This is a genomic window from Streptomyces sp. NPDC001406, assembly GCF_042895285.1.
GTDB lineage: Bacteria > Actinomycetota > Actinomycetes > Streptomycetales > Streptomycetaceae > Streptomyces.
The window spans coordinates 476,546-493,306 of sequence record NZ_JBIAWG010000003.1; the positions used below are offsets into that span (position 1 = coordinate 476,546).

Genomic DNA, 16,761 nt, shown 5'->3' on the forward strand with positions numbered 1-16,761 from the left:
AGCCCCACCATGCCCAAGGAATTCGAGATCGTCCGCGAGTTTGAGGTCGACGCCCCGCCCGAGAAGGTGTGGGAGGCGGTCACCACCGGAACCGGTGGTTATCTGTGGCCGATGGACCCGCCCGAGCCGCGGGTGGGCGGCAGCGGGCCCTTCGGGTCCACCGTCACCGCCTGGGACCCGCCCCACCGCTACACCAACCGCAGCGAGGACGTGGGCTTCTCGATCCAGTCCCTCAACCAGCTCGACTACACGATCGAGCCCCGCGACGAGGGCCGGCGCGCCTGGGTGCGCTATGTCCACAGCGGCATCTTCACCGACGACTGGAACAACCAGTACGACGGCGCGAGCAAGCACACCAACTTCTATCTGCACACCCTGTGCGAGTACCTCACGCACTTCGCGCCCCGCCCGGTCACCTTCGCCCAGCTGGAGGGGCCCGCGGCCTCGCAGACGCCGCGGGCGCTCGCCGCGGTCGGCCGCGCGCTCGGCCTCGCGGACGACACGGCCGCGGGCACGAAGGTCGCCGCCCAGGGGCCCGGCGGACGGACCCTGGACGCCGTACTCGACTACCGCAACCCGTACTTCATCGGGCTGCGCACCGACAGCGCCCTCATCCGCTTCTTCGGCCGCGGCCACTGGGGCGCGCCGCTCGGCATCAGCGTCCACGACTTCGCGCCGGACGCCGACGCCGAGACGAACGAGACCGCCTGGCAGGACTGGCTGAACGGCGTGTTCAGCCCGTCCTGAGGTCCCCGGACCGGGTTACGGGCGGAACCGCAGCACCTGCGGGTCGTGGTCGGAGATCTGGTCGTTGAACTCCGAGTTGACGTGCACGGAGTCGTAGTCGAGGTCGCAGCCGCGCCGGATCGAGGGGCTCACCAGGATCTGGTCCAGGACCTGCTGGTTGCCCTGGTAGTCGTAGGTGTAACGCTCGCTCCTCGGCAGCGACTTGATCGCCGACCACAGCTCGCCGTCACCTTCGAGGATCTGCGTGGTCCCGGAGAACTCGAAGTCGTTCATGTCGCCGAGCGCGATGACGTTCGCGTTCTTCTGCACGGACAGGATGTCCTTCACGAACGCGTTCACCTCGGTCGCCTGTGCGTGGCGCTGGATCTCCGAGCTGCGCACCGGCGGCTGGTACTGCGAGGTCAGACCCTGGTCGCCGCCCTTGGAGTTGAGGTGGTTGGCGATCACGAAGACGGTCTGGCCGCGGAAGACGAACTCGCCGGCCAGCGGCTTGCGGCTGCTCTTCCAGGCCGCGTTCGCCGGGTCGATCCGGCCCGGCGAGGCTGTCAGCTGGGCCTTGCCGCGCACCTTGGTGACGCCGACCGCGGTGGTGGAGTCGCCGCCCGCGCGGTCCACGAAGGACACCCGCTCCGGGTTGAACAGGAACACCTGGCGGATGTTGCCGCCGGGCTCGCCGCCGTCCTGGTCGTTGACCGGGTTGATCGAGCGCCAGTCGTACTTCGGGCCGCCCGCCGCGACGATCGCGTCGATCAGCTTGTCGACGGTCTCGTTCGCGTCGACCGTGCCGTCGTCCTTGGCGCCGTTGTTGTCCTGGATCTCCTCCAGGGACACGATGTCGGGCGACTGCAGGTTGTTCACGATCGCGGCCGCGTGCTTGTCGAAGGTGGCGTCCGACGGGTCCAGGTTCTCGACGTTGTACGTCGCCACCGCCAGCTCGCCGCGCGACTGCTTGCGGGTCGTCTCCCGCTCCAGGCCGCCGCTCTGCAGCGTGCCGAGCTTGCTCGCGACGAGGGTGTAGCCGCCGTACTGGTTGAAGTCCAGCGGGCCGGTGGTGGTGCCCTCAAGGGTGTCGCCGACGTTCGCCTTCGGGAAGTCGGCGGTCGAGCCCAGCGACTGGATCTGCAGACGGCCGGTGTTCTGGGACTCGTAGGAGCCGTAGATCGTGCCGCCCCGGTGGGTGCGGTGCTCGCGCGGCTTCACCGTGACCCACAGCTCGCTGTACGGGTCGGTCGCGGTGACCACACGGGTGTCGGCGACCTGGACGTTCATGCCCTCCAGGGACTCGTAGTAGTCCAGGGCGTACGTCGACGGGTCCAGGGTGAGGGCGTTGATCGAGCCGCTCGCCGCGGTGTCGCCCGCGGGGGCGTACTCCGCCGGGACCGACTTGGCGTCGATCACCGTGGCGGCCGGGACCGCGTTGCCGGCGGAGACGGTGGTGATCGTCGGCTTGGTGAGCTCGGTGAGCGACTGGTTGCCGGACGAGGCGCCGCCGGGGACGTACTCGGAGACCGTGCCGGTGACCGTGATCGAGTCACCGACGGCGACCTTCGGCGTGGAGCTCGTGAAGACGAACACGCCCTCGCTGGTGGCCGGGTTGTCGTCCGGGGTCGGGTCCTGGAGCCAGAAGCCCTTGGAGGAGCCGTAGGTGCGCGTGGCCGTGACGATGCCCGGCACATCGGTCACCTTCTGGCCGGCGTACGGCGATATGCGGGTGCTGCCCTGGATGTCATGGATGCGCACCGCGTCCGCGTGCGCGGGCGACGTGAGGACGACGGTGGACGCCGCGGAACAGACCGCGGCTACGGTGAGCGCGGCGAGACGCGCGGAAGACCTGCTCGGCAAGGGGATCCCTCCGGGGATGAACGTGAGCGCCGGGACAAGGCTGGACATTTGGAGTGCGCATGACACGCGGCGGCAGTGTGACACGCGTAGAAAGACAGTGAACAGTTGTCCCCCGACTTCTACGCGCGTCAATCTCCTGCCTGATCAAGGCAGTTGTCAAGGTTTCGGCCATGCACGGAGGCCGAAGGAGAGATGAACCGGGCGGCATGGGTGGAAATCCGTCTAGGCTGAGCGGCTGAGTCCTTTCATGGCCCGAGGAGAACCAGCCGATGTCAGACAGCTCCCCCCTGCCGCCGGTGCGGCTGCACCCCGAAGCGGAGCTGGCGCGCGCCGCGCTGTCCACGCCGCTGCTCTCCCGGGCGGCCCGGCTCGCCCGCTGGGCGGGGCCTGAGACCCGGGTGGACGCCGGAGGCGGCCTGGTCGACGAACAGCTGCCGGCCGCGGCCGAGACGCTGGGGCTGACCGGGGACGACGCCGCGGCCTACGCCAGTGAGGCCTGGCGGGCCGCCGTGGACACCGGGCTGGTCGAGGTGGTCGACGAGGAGGCCGGCACGGTGGCGGCGGGGGAGGAGCTGACGCTGCTCACCGGCGGCTCGCCGCACGACGTGCTCGCGGTGTGGCTCACGGCCCTGGAGGCCGTCGTCGCCGATGCGACCGTGCCCGATCTGGACGGTGTTGTCGACGCGCTGGACGACGGCGGCGAGGTCGATTTCGCGTCACTCGGCTGGGACCCGGAGGCCGAGGCGGACTTCCTCGACGGTGTCCTCGCGAACCTCTATCTGCTGACCGTCCGGGAGGACGGCCCCGGCGAGGCCCCGGTGCCGCTGCCCGCCCTCGCCGCCTCCATGATCGTGCCCAGCGACATGGGCGAGCCCACCAACGACGTCCTGGAGCAGGTCTCCGACGCGATGATGCGTCTCGACGACCAGTTCCGGATGCTGGAGCCGGCCGGGCTCGTGGAGTACCAGCCGGTCGACGAGGCGCTGATGGCCGACGCGGACGAGGAGCCGGCGGCGGCACCCGTCGACGAGACCGACGTCGCCCGCTACGGCATGGTCCGGCTCACCCCGCTCGGCGTGTACGGACTGCGGGCGCGGCTGCTGGAGGCCGGCTTCGAGGCGCCCGCGGTCGGTGAACTCGTCGACAAGGGCGCCGACGTCCTGCTCGACGGCACCTCCCTGTTCCCGCCGGGTGCGGCCCTGGCCGAGACCGAGCAGTGGCTGTCCCGCCGCGAACCCCTCGCCGCGGCACGCGAGTTGCTCGCCGCCGCCCGGGGCGGTGACGCCGGCGCTCCACTGCGCAGGCTGCGCTGCCAGCAGGCGCTGTCACTGGTGGGCGCGGAGGCCGAACCCGCGCTGCGGGAGGTGCTCGACGACGCCGAGCTCGGCGGCCTGGCCCGGGTCTGGCTGAGCGAGCGGGGCGCCCCCGACGTGCCCGCGCCGTCCCAGGACTTGGTGTTCTGGCTGACCATCGACACCGTGGCCGCCCAGCTCCAGGCCGAGGGCAACTCCGAGGAGCTGCGGGCCCTGGTGGCGGGCCTGGCCCAGCAGCACAGCGGCTTCTTCGCGACCGCCTGGCGCGTGGAGCACCCGGCGACGGCGGACGTGCTGGAGGCCATGGGGCGTCTGCACCCGGACAAGAAGGTCGCGAAGGAAGCGCGCAAGGCCGCGTTCAAGGCCCGCTCCCAGCAGGGGTACTGAGCACGAGCGCGACCCACGCCCGCCGAGCACGAGCGCGACCCACGCCCGCCGGACGTGGGTCGCGCCGTTGAAGCCGCCTGTGCGGACAGGGCCTTTGCCGACACCTCCCCGGGCCGGTGTGACTTTTGAGTCCCGTGGGAAGGCGCATACGGATTCATGGAAGCGGGCCCGTTGCGGTCGCCCGATGTTCAACTCCCGTTCAGAGACGGGCGGGAGCGTTTCGCGGACCGAGGCCCGCCACCCTCCACGGCATCCCACCGTCACAGGAGACACCATGTCGCTCACTCGCAGGGACTTCGCCAGAAAATCCGCGATCACCGGAGCCGGGGTCGCGCTGGCGGGCAGCGTCGGCGCCCTCGCCACCGCGCCGAACGCCCTCGCGTCGACGGACACCGAGAGCGTCGGCGAGGACTCGGCCACCGCGCACGGCGGAGTCGGATACGGGCCGCTGCTCCCCGACCCGGACGGCATCCTCGCGCTCCCCGCCGGCTTCAAGTACAAGATCATCACCTATAGCGGCAGGACCAAGCTGGAATCGGGTGAGTTCACCCCGTCCAACCACGACGGCACCGCCACCTTCGACGGCCCGCGCGGCGCGACCCTCCTCGTCAACAACCACGAGCTCAAGGGCCCGCGCGCCGGCTGGAAGTACCCGGTGCCGCTGACCGAGGGCCTCGTCTACGACCCGGCCGCCTCCGGTGGCTGCACGGTCGTCGAGGTGCGGCACGACAAGGTCGCCGAGTGGGTCGGCGTCGCCGGCACCTCCACCAACTGCGCGGGCGGCAGCACTCCTTGGGGCACCTGGCTCACCTGCGAGGAGACCGAGGACAAGGCCGGCCAGAACGGCATGACCAAGGACCACGGCTATGTCTTCGAGGTCGACCCCGAGGACCGCCGGGCCAACCGCGACCCCAAGCCCGTCAAGGCGCTGGGCCGTTACGCCCACGAGGCGGTCGTGGTCGACCCCAAGCGCGGCCACCTGCTCCTGACCGAGGACGCCGCGAGCCCGAACGGCCTCCTGTACCGCTGGACCCCGCCGGAGGGCTACTGCCACGGCCGCGGCAAGCTGCGCACCCTCGCCGACAACGCCGGCGTCCTCCAGGCGTTCAAGTGCTTCGACTCCGGCGGCCAGTTCGTCGACGACCTCTCCCGCGCCACGAAGATCGGCACCGTGTACGGCGTCGACTGGGTCGACGTCCCCGACCGCGACGCGAAGACGACCTCCGTGCGCAAGCAGTTCACCGCCGGCCAGGTCACCCGCGCCCGCAAGCTGGAGGGCATGTGGTGGGGCGACGGCGGCGCCTACATCGTCTCCTCGTACGCCCGCGCGGAGAGCCCCGTCCAGCACGACGGCCAGGTCTGGTTCTATGACCCCAAGCGCCGCACCCTGACCCTGAAGGTGCTCCTCGGCGTCAACCCCGACCCGGCCGAGGACGGCGCCTTCGACGGCCCCGACAACATCACCGTCTCCCCGTACGGCGGCCTCGTCATCGCCGAGGACGGCGAGGGCGTCCAGCACCTGTTCGGCGCCACGGACAGCGGCCGCACCTACCCGATCGCCCGCAACGACCTGGCGATTGCATCAGCCGCTACCGCGGCGGGCGGCACCCCGGAGAAGCCCGAGTACAGCGAGTTCACCGGCGTCACCTTCTCACCCGACGGAAAGACCCTGTTCGCCAACATCCAGGACCCGGGCATCATGCTGGCCATCACGGGGCCCTGGAAGCGTCAGAAGCGCGGCTGAACTTCTGACGGGAATTAATTCGCTGGCTCGTCCCGCGGCCCCCCTCCTAGAGTGATGAACGTCCAGGTGCGAAGGCAGGACCTACTTCCACTCATAATGGGGCGGCCGCGGGTTCGAGTCCCGCCACCGGTACAACGAGCCGGTGTAGCTCAGGGGTTAGAGCACCTTTGTCGGTTCCGCCGACCTCGATCTCTGGACACCACAACTTCATGCACCTCCCGGTGCGCAGGCAGCGGCTACTTCTTTTGCAAAGAGAATCCAGTGCCGCAGCCGACTTGATCTCGGGAGGCGCAGCTCAAGGTGGGTGCCCGGTGCGCAGGCAGCGGTTACTTCATTGGATCGGGCGGTTGCGGGTTCGAGTCCCGTCATCGACTTCGGGTCGGTGTAGCTCAATTGGGTAGAGCACCTGGCTAAGTCCGTCGCCGACCCCTGATCTCGGGCACCCTCCTTTTGCCGCGCCTCCCTCCGAAATGGAAACGAATTCGGGGGAATTCAGCATGGCGCGATTCAACACCAAGGCCGCCAAGGCGCAGCCGACCTCGCGGGTGACGTCCACGGGGCGAGTGCTCCGTACATATGAGGGCGGCCGCGGTCACGAGCGGGATGCGCGCTCGGAGCTCTTCCTGCTGGCGGTATCCCACTTCCTCGCGGACACCTTCTACGAGAACGCCAAGGACCGCGAGGACCGGTTCGCCCGGCTTGTGCGCGACCTCGCCGTCACCGACCCGTCGTGGACGGTCGGACTGCTCGGCTGGCTGCGCGGCGAGGGAAACATCCGTACCGCCGCGATCGTGGGCGCCGCCGAGTACGTGAAGGCGCGTCTGGACACGGGCGCGACTGAGGGCCCGTCGAACCGGCAGGTCATCGCCTCCGTGCTGCGGCGTCCGGACGAGCCCGGCGAGCTGCTCGCCTACTGGACCGCGACCTACGGCCGCACCGTCCCCAAGCCGGTCAAGCGCGGTATCGCCGACGCCGTACGACGGCTCTACCACGGCAAGTCCCTGCTGAAGTACGACACCGCGTCCAAGGGCTACCGCTTCGGCGACGTCCTCAACCTGGTGCACGCGGCGCCGGACCCGGACAAGCCGTGGCAGGGCGAGCTGTTCCAGTACGCGCTGGACCGCCGGCACAACCCGGACACCGCCGTGCCGCCCGCCTCGAACCGCGTCCTCACCGCGCACCGCGAGCTGATGGCGGTACCGGTGGGGGAGCGCCGGGCGGTCGTCACGGCGCCCGACGGTGCCGAGCGGCTCGCGGCTGCCGGGATCACCTGGGAGGCGCTGGCCGGCTGGCTGCAGGGCCCGATGGACAAGGCGGCCTGGGAGGCCGTGATCCCGTCCATGGGCGCGATGGCGCTGGTCCGCAATCTGCGGAACTTCGACGAGGCGGGAGTCTCGGACGAGGTGGCCGCCCGGGTCGCGGCGAAGATCAGCGATCCGGCGGAGGTGGCGCGCTCGCGCCAGTACCCCTTCCGGTACCTGGCCGCGTACCAGCACGCCCCGTCGCTGCGCTGGGCGTACCCGCTGGAGCAGGCGCTCGGTCACTCGCTGGCCAATGTGCCCGCGCTGCCCGGGCGGACGCTGGTGCTCGTCGACCGCTCGGGCTCGATGTGGGCGCGGCTGTCGGACCGCTCGGAGCTCAACCGGGCCGACGCGGCGGCGATCTTCGGTACGGCGCTCGCGGTGCGGGCGGTGGACGCGGACCTCGTCGAGTTCGGCACCACGAGCCGTCGCCTGACGTTCGACAAGGGCGAGTCGGTGCTCAAGATCCTGGGCCGCTTCGGTGACCTGGGCGGTACCGACACCACCTCGGCGATCCGCGCGCACTACCGGGGGCAGGACCGGGTACTGATCGTCACCGACGAGCAGTACGCGTACAACGTGTACGGCGACCCGACCGAGCAGGTCCCGGCCGGCGTCCCCGTCTACACCTGGAACCTGGCCGGCTACCGGGCGGGCCACGGCCCGTCGGGCAAGGGGAACCGGCACACCTTCGGAGGCCTGTCGGACGCGGCTTTCCGCATGGTGCCGCTGCTCGAGTCCGCCCGGGACGCCGACTGGCCCTGGACCGCCTGAGTTGCGCCGTGGCTCCATGCCGTGGCTCCACAGTCGTGGCCCGCACTTCTACGGGGGGTGCGGGCCACACCCTTGTCCGCACAGCGTCTGACATCTAACATTTCAGTTTATGGAGGCCCTACGACCGCTGCACCGCACCCTGCTGAGGGACCGCGCCTACGAGTCCATCAGGGACGCCATCGTGGCGGGGGAGATCGAACCCGGCGCGGTGGTCCGCGACGCCGACCTCGCCGAGCGGCTCGGGCTGTCGCGGGCGCCGGTGCGGGAGGCGTTCGCGCGGCTCGTCGACGAAGGGCTGCTGGAGAGCAAGCCGCAGAGCTACACCCGGGTGACCCCGGTCGTGGCCGCCGACGTACGGGACGCGGCGGCGGTGGTCGGCGCCATGCACGAACTGGTCACCCGGGTCGCCGTACCCCGGCTGCGCCCGGCGGATCTGAACGCCATGCGCACGGCCAACGAGCGCTTCGACACCGCCGTACGGGCCGGTGACGTGGACGGGGCCCTGCGTGCCGACGACGAACTGCACGACGTCCTGGTCCGGGTGAGCGGCAACCGTGCGGCCGCCGCCACCGTCGCCCGCTACACCCCGCTCATCCGCCGGCTGGAGCGGCGGCGCTTCGGCGAGGGCGGCTCGTGCCGTTCGGCCGGGCTGCACGAGCGGCTCATCGAGACCTGCGCGGACGGTGACGCGGACGCGGCGGTCCGCGTCACGGCGGACATCTGGCGCACCCTCGCCGACCTGGCCGACCCCGACTGATCCAAGGAGGCCCCGTGTCCCTGTCTTCCTTCGCGCGCTACCCGCTCCTGTTCGGCCCCTCCCCGGTGCACCCCATGGAACGGCTCACCGCCCATCTCGGCGGCGCCCGTCTGTGGGCCAAGCGGGAGGACTGCAACTCCGGGATCGCGTACGGCGGGAACAAGACACGCAAGCTGGAGTACCTGGTCGCGGACGCCCTCGCGCAGGGCTGCGACACGCTCGTGTCGATCGGCGGGGTGCAGTCCAACCACACCCGGCAGGTCGCCGCCGTCGCCGCCCGCGCGGGGCTGAAGTGCGTGCTGCTGCAGGAGAGTTGGGTGGAGTGGCCCGACTCCGTGTACGACAAGGTCGGCAACATCCTGATCAGCCGGCTCGCCGGGGCCGACGTACGGCTGGTGCGGGCCGGGTTCGGGATCGGGTTCAAGGAGAGCTGGGAGCAGGCGCTGCGGGAGGTCGAGGAGGCGGGCGGGAAGCCGTACGCCATTCCCGCCGGCGCCTCCGACCATCCGCTCGGCGGGCTGGGGTTCGCCGGGTGGGCCCATGAAGTCGCCGAGCAGGAGCGGGAGCTGGGCGTCTTCTTCGACACCGTGATCGTGTGCTCGGTGACCGGCTCGACCCAGGCCGGCATGGTCGCGGGGTTCCGGGCGCTGCAGGAGGCGGGCGGGCGGCCGCGGCGCGTGATCGGCATCGACGCGTCGGCCAAGCCCGCCGCCACCCGGGAACAGATCGCGCGCATCGCGCACAACACCGGCCAACTCATCGGTGTCAAGCAGGAGTTGACCGAGTCGGACATCGAACTGGACGAGCGCTTTCACGCGGGGATCTACGGCATCCCCGACGACTCCACACTGGAGGCGATGAAGCTCGCCGCCCGCACCGAGGGCATGGTCACCGATCCCGTCTACGAGGGGAAGTCGATGGCCGGGCTCATCGATCTGGTCGCGCGCGGGGAGATCGCCCGGGACTCCACCGTGCTCTACGCCCACCTCGGCGGCCAGCCCGCGCTCAATGCCTACAGCGCCCTGTTCCAGTCGGCCTCCGGCCGCCGCATCAGCACATGCCCCCGGAACAGCGTCACCGGGCCGGGATCGGCTGAGTGAGGTTCACCGGGTTGCCGTCGGGATCCTGGATGTGGGCGACGCGCTGTCCCCACGGCATGTCGTTGGGGCCGCTGCGGACCGAGCCGCCCAGCGCCGCCACCCGGCCGAGTGTCTCGTCGACGTCGTCGACACCGATGCTGAGCAGGATCCGCGGTGCCGCCCCGGTCCCCGGGTCCGCCTTGGCCACCAGCCCGAGGTCGGTGTCGCCGATGCGCAAGCCGAGGTAGAAGGCCGGGCCTTCCGCCGGTACCCGGAAGATCTCCTCGGCGCCGAACAATTTCGTATAGAAGCCGAGCAGAACGTCCTGGTCGGCAGTCACGATCACTGGCTGGATGGTGGACATGGCACTCCTGTCGAGAACGGTCGTGTCGCCGGGTAGACCGTTCGAAGCCGGTGAACTCATCGGCCGCCCCGCTGACCAGCCACTTCAACAGTGCACTACCCCATGACCGCGCGGGCCGCGTCCAAGAACGCCAGCCGGTTGTCCTCCAGGTAGTCCCGCACGCTCTCGTCCTCGGGCAAGCCTTCCCACACCGTCCGGTTGAGGTCGAGGAAGTATGCGCGTGCCGCACCGTGCACGGGCAGGGGGAACTGGATGCGAATGAGCCGCTCCGCGACCCACAGCCTGTTCATGACGTCCTGGGTTGCGAGGAACCAGGCGTCGGTGTCCTCCCATGCGGAAGGCCGACTGAAGGCGGAGCGTTCGGCCTCGGCCCCCACCTCGATGAACCGCTCCAGCAGCGCCGGCCGTTCCGCCCGCCGGGTCTCCGACAGGGCGGTCTGCTGCCGTTGCTGAGGTGATCTCGGTGTCGGATCCGGTCCGCTGACGCGGGGCGCCCCCTGGAGTCGGGGGCGCCCGTAGGCGTCGTGCGGTCGGTTACAACGCCTGTGCCGCCGGCTTCACCATGTTTCGGACCGTGCGGGCCTTGACGAAGTCGCCCATCGCGGTCATGTCCCACTCGCCGGAGAACTGCCGGATCAGCTTGGCCATCATCACGCCGGTCTGCGGCTCGGCGTTGGTGAGGTCGAAGCGGACCAGTTCCTCGTCGGTCGTGGCGTCCAGGAGACGGCAGTAGGCCTTGGCGACCTCCGTGAACTTCTGGCCGGAGAAGGAGTTGACCGTGAAGACCAGGCCGGTGACCTCCTGCGGGAGCCTGCCGAGGTCGACCACGATCACCTCGTCGTCGCCCCCGCCCTCGCCCGTGAGGTTGTCGCCGGAGTGCTTGACCGCGCCGTTCAGGATCGTCAGCTTGCCGAAGTAGCAGCTGTCGATGTGGTTGCGCTGCGGGCCGTACGCGATGACCGAGGCGTCCAGGTCGATGTCCTTGCCGCGGAACGCAGGCTCCCAGCCGAGGCCCATCTTCACCCGGGAGAGCAGCGGGCTGCCGCCCTTGACCAGGGACACGGTCTGGTTCTTCTGCAGGCTGACCCGGCCCTTGTCGAGGTTGATCTTCCCGGTGCCGGGCGCCGGGGGCGCGGCGGGCGGCGGGGGTGCCATCGACGGCTGTGCCGCGGGCGGCGGCGGGGCCATCGGCTGCGGCGGCGCGACCTGGGCCGGTGCCGGTTCCTCCACGGTCACACCGAAGTCGGTCGCGATGCCCGCGAGCCCGTTGGCATAGCCCTGGCCGACCGCGCGGGCCTTCCAGGCGCCGTTGCGGAGGTAGACCTCCACGATCACCAGCGCCGTCTCGGTGCCGAGCTGCGGGGGCGTGAACGTGGCCAGGACGCTGTTGTCGTCGGCGTTGCGGATCGTGGCCGTCGGTTCGATGCCCTGGAAGGTCTGGCCCGCGGCGTCCGGGCTCGCGGTGACCACGATCTTCTCGATGCCCGGGGGCACGGCGGTGGTGTCGACCGTGATCGCGTCGGGGGCCGTGCCGCCGCCCGAGCGGTACGTCACGCCCGGGCCGCTCGGCTGGTTGTAGAAGATGAAGTCGTCGTCGGAGCGCACCTTGCCGTCGGCGGTGAGCAGCAGGCCCGATACGTCGAGCCGCACCGGTGCGGCGACGTCCACCGTCACGCGGGCGGCGGACAGGGGGATGTTCGAGCCGGGGGTCATAGCTGTCATGCCGGGTGAACGAGCGGGACCGCTTTACCGTTCCCTTACCCGGCGACCATTCGGACGATCCGGTTCAGCGGGTGTTGCGGGGGTGGTTGCGGGCGGTGCGTTCGTTGCCTCGGCGGTAGTTTCCGGTCCAGCGGGCCATGACGAGCTGCGGGTCTCCGGCGTCCACCTCGGCGAGGAACTGCGCTGCTCGTGCGCCGTTCAGGGTGGCCGCGGGGCGGTTGTGGTGGGTGATGCGGACGGTGCCGCTTGCGTGTGCTTCGTAGTTGAATCCCTGGGGGCGTGGCATGTCGGGGATGGTAGGGGGCCGGTGGGGGCGGGCCCAGTTGTTTTCGCCCCCGCCGCTCCTACCCGTCCCATCCCAGGGGCTCCGCCCCTTTGACCCCGCCAGGGGACTCCGCCCCCTGGACCCCCGCTCCTCAAACGCCGGAGGGGCTGGGGTGAGGCCAATCGCCGGAGGGGCCAGGGTGAGGCCAATCGCCGGAGGGCTGGTTTCAATGGCAACCGCCGACGTCACCTCTCACGGCACTACCACGATCTTGCGGCCCACCCCCGCCGCGAACTGGTCCAGGGCCTGCGGGTAGCGGTCCAGGGGGATGCGGTCGCTGATGAAGACCTCCGGGTCCAGGACGCCGTTCGCGAACAGTTCCGCTGCCCGCTCGAAACTGTGCAGGACCGCCATGGAACCGGTGATGGTGATCTCCTGGTTGTAGATGCGGTACGGGTCGATGGCGACCCGCGTTGCGTGGTCGGCCACGCCGAACTGCAGGAACGTGCCCGCCTTGGCCACCCGGTCCAGGCCGTCCTGGATCGCCGCCGCGTTCCCTGTCGCGTCGACCACGACGTCCCAGCCCCGCGGCCGCTCCAGTTCGTCCGCGTTCGCGGCGGACGCCGACGCGCCGAGCAGGCGGGCCGTCTCCAGCCGGGCCGGGTTGACGTCCACCATGTCCACGCTGGCCGCGCCGGTGCGCTTGGCGAGCTCCAGCATCATCAGGCCCATGGTCCCGGAGCCGTAGATCAGGACGTGTGCGCCCAGCCGCGAGCGCAGCACGTCGTAGCCGCGTACCGCGCACGACAGCGGCTCCACCAGGGCCGCGTCCTGTGTGCGGACGTGTTCGGGGAGCTTCACGCAGTTGGCCACCGGCGCCACCGCGAACTGCGCGGCTCCGCCGGCCGTCGTCACGCCGATCGCCGCCCAGCGCTCGCAGAGGTTGTTGTGGCCGGTACGGCAGTAACGGCACTCGTGGCAGTACAGCGACGGGTCCACCGCCACCCGGTCGCCGACCGCGAGCTCGGTGACCTGGGTGCCGACCCCGACCACCTCGCCCGCGAACTCGTGCCCGGGGACGATCGGCAGCTTCGGCGCGAACTCGCCCTGGAGGATGTGCAGGTCCGTGCCGCACAGGCCGCAGGCGGCCACCTCCACCACGACCTCGCGCGGGCCCGGCGTCGGGTCGGGGACCTCGGCGACGACGGCACGGCCCACGGACTCGATGACGGCGACCTTCATTTCACGGCTCCCAGCGACAGGCCCTGGACCAGTTTGTCCTGGGCGGCGAACCCCGCGGCGAGCACCGGCAGGGAGATGACGAGCGACGCGGCGCACACCTTGGCCAGGAACAGGCCCTGGCTGGTGATGAAGCCGGTGAGGAAGACGGGGGCGGTCTCGGCGACGACGCTGGTGAGCACGCGGGCGAAGAGCAGCTCGTTCCAGCTGAAGATGAAGCAGATCAGGGCCGTGGCGGCGATCCCGGGCAGGGCGATGGGGGCCACCACCCGGGCCAGGACCGTCGGCAGCCGCGCCCCGTCCACCCTCGCCGCCTCGATCACGGCGACCGGCACCTCGGCGAGGAACGACTGCATCATCCACACCGCGATCGGCAGGTTCATGGCGGAGTAGAGGACGACCAGCAGCCAGATGTTGTCCAGCATCCCGGCGTTCTTCGCGAACAGATAGATCGGCAGCAGGCCGGCCACCGCGGGCAGCATCTTCGTCGACAGGAAGAAGAACAGGACGTCCGTCCACTTCTTCACCGGGCGGATCGACAGGGCGTACGCGGCCGGGAGCGCCAGCAGCAGCACGCACACCGTCGAGACCACCGACGCCACGGTGGAGTTGATCAGCGCGGGCCAGGGGCTCGCCCCGCCGCCCGTGCCGAAGAACTCGCGGTAGCCGTCGAGGGTGAGGGCGGCGGTGAAGGACGGCGGGTTCGTCGCCGCGTCCTGCTCGGAGTGGAAGGACGTGAGGGCCATCCAGGCGATCGGCAGGAAGAACACGATCCCCGCCAGCCAGGCCATCAGACCCAGGCCGAGGCCCTTGCGCCGCACGGCGGTTGTGGTCATGCGCGGGACACCCCCTCGCGGAACAGCGACGACACCACCCGCAGGGCGAAGGTCGCGATGACGATCGAGCCGATGACCACCAGGACGCCCGCGGCCGAGGCGAGGCCGTTCTCATGGGCCTGGTAGAAGCTCTGGTAGACGGTGTAGGGCAGGTTGGCGGTGCCGAGACCGCCGGAGGTGAGCGTGAAGACCGCGTCGAAGTTCTGGACGATGTGGATCGACCCCAGCAGGGCGCCGAGTTCGAGGTAGCGGCGCAGGTGCGGGAGCGTGAGGTGGCGGAAGATCTGCCAGTCGCTCGCGCCGTCCACCCGGGCGGCCTCGATCTGCTGCTGGTCCCGGCTCTGCAGACCGGCCAGCAGGATCAGCATCATGAAGGGCGTCCACTGCCACACCAGGGAGGCCTCGACCGCGAGCAGCGGGGTGTTCGAGATCCAGTCCGGCTGGGGGCCGCCGACATAGTGCAGCAGGCCGTTGAACAGTCCGTACTCGGGGTTGTAGAGGACGTGCTTCCAGAGCAGGGCCGCGGCGACCGGGACCACCAGGAACGGGGCGATCAGCAGGGTGCGGACGACGCCCCGGCCGCGGAACCTGCGGTCAAGGAGCAGGGCCAGCGCGAGGCCGAGCACCAGGGCGGCCAGCACCACCGCCGCGGTGAGCAGCACCGTCGTCCACACCGAGTGACGCAGGTCGGCGTCGGTCAGGACCTCGCGGTAGTTGTCGAGGCCGGTGAAGTGGCGGGCCTTGGGATAGAGGGCGTTCCAGTCGAAGAAGGAGATCACCAGCGTGGCCACGAACGGGAGCTGGGTCACGACGATCATGAAGACGAGGGCGGGCAGGAACGGGGCCCGGGTGGCCCAGGCGCGCAGGCGGGCGGAGGGCTGCCGCGTGGCGCGTACCGGTGTGGTCGCCAGGGGTGCTGTCGTGGTCGCGGTCATCGTCCCTCGTACTCCTTGGAGATCTTCTCGGCGAGCTGCTGGGACTTCTTCAGGGCCGAGTCGACGGACTGGCGTCCGGCGATGGCGGCGCTGATCTCCTGGGAGACCCTGGTGCCGAGGTCGGTGAACTCGGGGATGCCGACGAACTGGATGCCGGGCGCGGGGCGGGGCTGCACGCCGGGGTCGTCGGGGCGGGCGTTCTCGATGGCGTCCTTCGTCATGTCCTGGAACGCGGCGGCCTCCTTGCGGTAGGCGGCGTTCGTGTAGGTCGACGCGCGTTTGCCCGCCGGGACGTTCGACCAGCCGCTGGTGTCGCCGACCAGTTGCTCGTACCGCTTGCTCGACGCCCAGGAGACGAACTTCCAGGCCTTGTCGGGATTGCGGGAGGCCTTCTGGATGCCCCAGGCCCAGGTGTAGAGCCAGCCGGAGGAGTCCGTCTTCTCCACGGGGGCCGGGGCGTAGCCGAGCCTGCCCTTGACCGGGGACTCGGCCGCCTCCAGCAGGCCCGCCGCGGACGTGGCGTCGTACCACATGGCGACCTTGCCCTGGGTCATGTTGTTGAGGCACTCGGCGAAACCGGACTGGGCGGCGCCCGACTCGCCGTGCTCGCGTACGAGGTCTACATAGAACTTCGTCGCCTTTTCGAACTCGGGCGAGTCCAGGTGGGCCTTCCACCGCTGGTCGAACCAGGTGCCGCCGAAGGTGTTCACGACGGTGGTGAGCGGTGCCATCAGCTCGCCCCAGCCGGGCAGTCCGCGCAGGCAGATGCCCTTCATGCCGGGCTCGGCGCCGTCGGCCTTCGCGGCCAGGTCGGCCACCTGGGTCCAGGTCGGGTGCGCGGGCATGGCCAGGCCCTTCTTCGCGAAGACGTCCTTGCGGTACATCAGGAAGGACGACTCGCCGTAGAAGGGCTGGCCGTAGAGCCTGCCGTCGGCGCCGGTCAGGGACTGGCGCATCGGCTTGAGGACGTCCTGTTCGTCGTAGGAGGGGTCCTTGGTGACGTACGGGTCCATCTCGTGCAGCCAGCCGTTGCGGGCGTAGATCGGTATCTCGTAGTTGGAGAGGGTGGCCACGTCGTACTGGCCGGCCTGGTTGGCGAAGTCCTGGCTGATCTTGTCGCGGACGTCGTTCTCGGGCAGGACGGTGAAGTTGACCTTGATGCCGGTCTCCGCGGTGAAGTGGGCGGCGGTGAGCTTCTGCAACTCGGTCATCTGCGGGTTGTTGACCATCAGGACGTCGATGGAGTCGCCGCCGGAACCGGACCCGCCCGCCCCGGACCAGCAGCCGGAGAGCAACGGGGCGAGCATCGTCCCTGCGGCGGCCATGGCGAGCGCGGCTCGCGGCCTCCGTCGGCTCTGGGTGCGCATGGACCGCTCCTGGACGTATGTGGGGGGATGACGTATGGGGGGATAAGGGATTTCGACGGGCATGCGAATGCCCCGTGCGGTGGCGGCGG

Annotated in this window: 13 protein-coding genes and 2 pseudogenes; 6 read left to right on the top strand and 9 right to left on the bottom strand. The window is 70.3% G+C overall.

All coding sequences use genetic code 11. The features are described 5' to 3' along the window. The first annotated feature begins 9 nt into the window (after positions 1–9). A complete protein-coding gene (locus ACFY1J_RS09550) occupies positions 10–747 on the top strand; it encodes an SRPBCC domain-containing protein (RefSeq protein ID WP_390711392.1) in 738 nt (245 codons plus the stop codon). Positions 748–762: 15 nt separating this feature from the next. On the opposite strand, the gene ACFY1J_RS09555 is transcribed toward ACFY1J_RS09550, so the two are convergent. After that, positions 763–2,589, bottom strand: coding sequence for an endonuclease/exonuclease/phosphatase family protein (locus ACFY1J_RS09555; protein ID WP_390711391.1), 1,827 nt, complete (start codon positions 2,587–2,589; stop codon positions 763–765). Positions 2,590–2,858: 269 nt separating this feature from the next. Between ACFY1J_RS09555 and ACFY1J_RS09560 the strand changes: the two genes are divergently transcribed. The 5 genes and pseudogenes from ACFY1J_RS09560 to ACFY1J_RS09580 form a co-directional block, all read left to right on the top strand. Beyond that, positions 2,859–4,289, top strand: a complete 1,431-nt coding sequence (locus ACFY1J_RS09560) for a hypothetical protein (protein WP_390711390.1) — start codon at positions 2,859–2,861, stop codon at positions 4,287–4,289. Positions 4,290–4,563: 274 nt separating this feature from the next. Continuing rightward, entirely contained in the window at positions 4,564–6,033 is a 1,470-nt protein-coding gene (locus ACFY1J_RS09565; protein WP_390711389.1) for an alkaline phosphatase PhoX, read from the top strand. Between the two features lie 497 nt (positions 6,034–6,530). Next, positions 6,531–8,108: a TROVE domain-containing protein gene (locus tag ACFY1J_RS09570; protein ID WP_390730973.1), complete on the top strand. Its 1,578-nt coding sequence runs from the start codon at positions 6,531–6,533 to the stop codon at positions 8,106–8,108. Between the two features lie 109 nt (positions 8,109–8,217). After that, on the top strand, positions 8,218–8,865 hold the full coding sequence (locus ACFY1J_RS09575) for a GntR family transcriptional regulator (protein ID WP_390730974.1): 648 nt from the start codon (positions 8,218–8,220) through the stop codon (positions 8,863–8,865). Positions 8,866–8,879: 14 nt separating this feature from the next. Beyond that, positions 8,880–9,893 (top strand): annotated as a pseudogene (locus ACFY1J_RS09580) (1-aminocyclopropane-1-carboxylate deaminase); the annotation flags it as partial. Between the two features lie 46 nt (positions 9,894–9,939). On the opposite strand, the gene ACFY1J_RS09585 reads toward ACFY1J_RS09580, so the two are convergent. The 8 genes and pseudogenes from ACFY1J_RS09585 to ACFY1J_RS09620 all read right to left on the bottom strand — a co-directional run bounded on the left by ACFY1J_RS09585 (position 9,940) and on the right by ACFY1J_RS09620 (position 16,672). Then, complete coding sequence (locus tag ACFY1J_RS09585; protein ID WP_390730975.1) at positions 9,940–10,308, bottom strand: VOC family protein; 369 nt, start codon at positions 10,306–10,308, stop codon at positions 9,940–9,942. A gap of 95 nt (positions 10,309–10,403) precedes the next feature. Next, positions 10,404–10,769, bottom strand: a pseudogene (locus tag ACFY1J_RS09590) (hypothetical protein); the annotation flags it as partial. A gap of 73 nt (positions 10,770–10,842) precedes the next feature. Further along, positions 10,843–12,021 (bottom strand): TerD family protein, encoded by a 1,179-nt coding sequence (locus ACFY1J_RS09595; RefSeq protein ID WP_390711426.1) that lies wholly within the window; start codon positions 12,019–12,021, stop codon positions 10,843–10,845. Positions 12,022–12,094: 73 nt separating this feature from the next. Next, positions 12,095–12,316 carry a hypothetical protein gene (locus ACFY1J_RS09600; protein ID WP_390711385.1) on the bottom strand — a complete coding sequence of 74 codons (222 nt, stop codon included), beginning with the start codon at positions 12,314–12,316 and terminating at the stop codon, positions 12,095–12,097. 231 nt (positions 12,317–12,547) lie between these two features. Next, positions 12,548–13,537 (bottom strand): zinc-dependent alcohol dehydrogenase family protein, encoded by a 990-nt coding sequence (locus ACFY1J_RS09605; RefSeq protein ID WP_390730976.1) that lies wholly within the window; start codon positions 13,535–13,537, stop codon positions 12,548–12,550. Beyond that, entirely contained in the window at positions 13,534–14,370 is an 837-nt protein-coding gene (locus ACFY1J_RS09610; protein ID WP_390730977.1) for a carbohydrate ABC transporter permease, read from the bottom strand. Before ACFY1J_RS09610 ends, ACFY1J_RS09605 begins: the two co-directional genes overlap by 4 nt. Next, entirely contained in the window at positions 14,367–15,305 is a 939-nt protein-coding gene (locus ACFY1J_RS09615) for a carbohydrate ABC transporter permease (RefSeq protein WP_390711382.1), read from the bottom strand. The genes ACFY1J_RS09610 and ACFY1J_RS09615 overlap by 4 nt, the downstream gene beginning before the upstream one ends. After that, a complete protein-coding gene (locus tag ACFY1J_RS09620) occupies positions 15,302–16,672 on the bottom strand; it encodes an ABC transporter substrate-binding protein (protein ID WP_390730978.1) in 1,371 nt (456 codons plus the stop codon). Before ACFY1J_RS09620 ends, ACFY1J_RS09615 begins: the two co-directional genes overlap by 4 nt. Positions 16,673–16,761 lie beyond the last annotated feature (89 nt).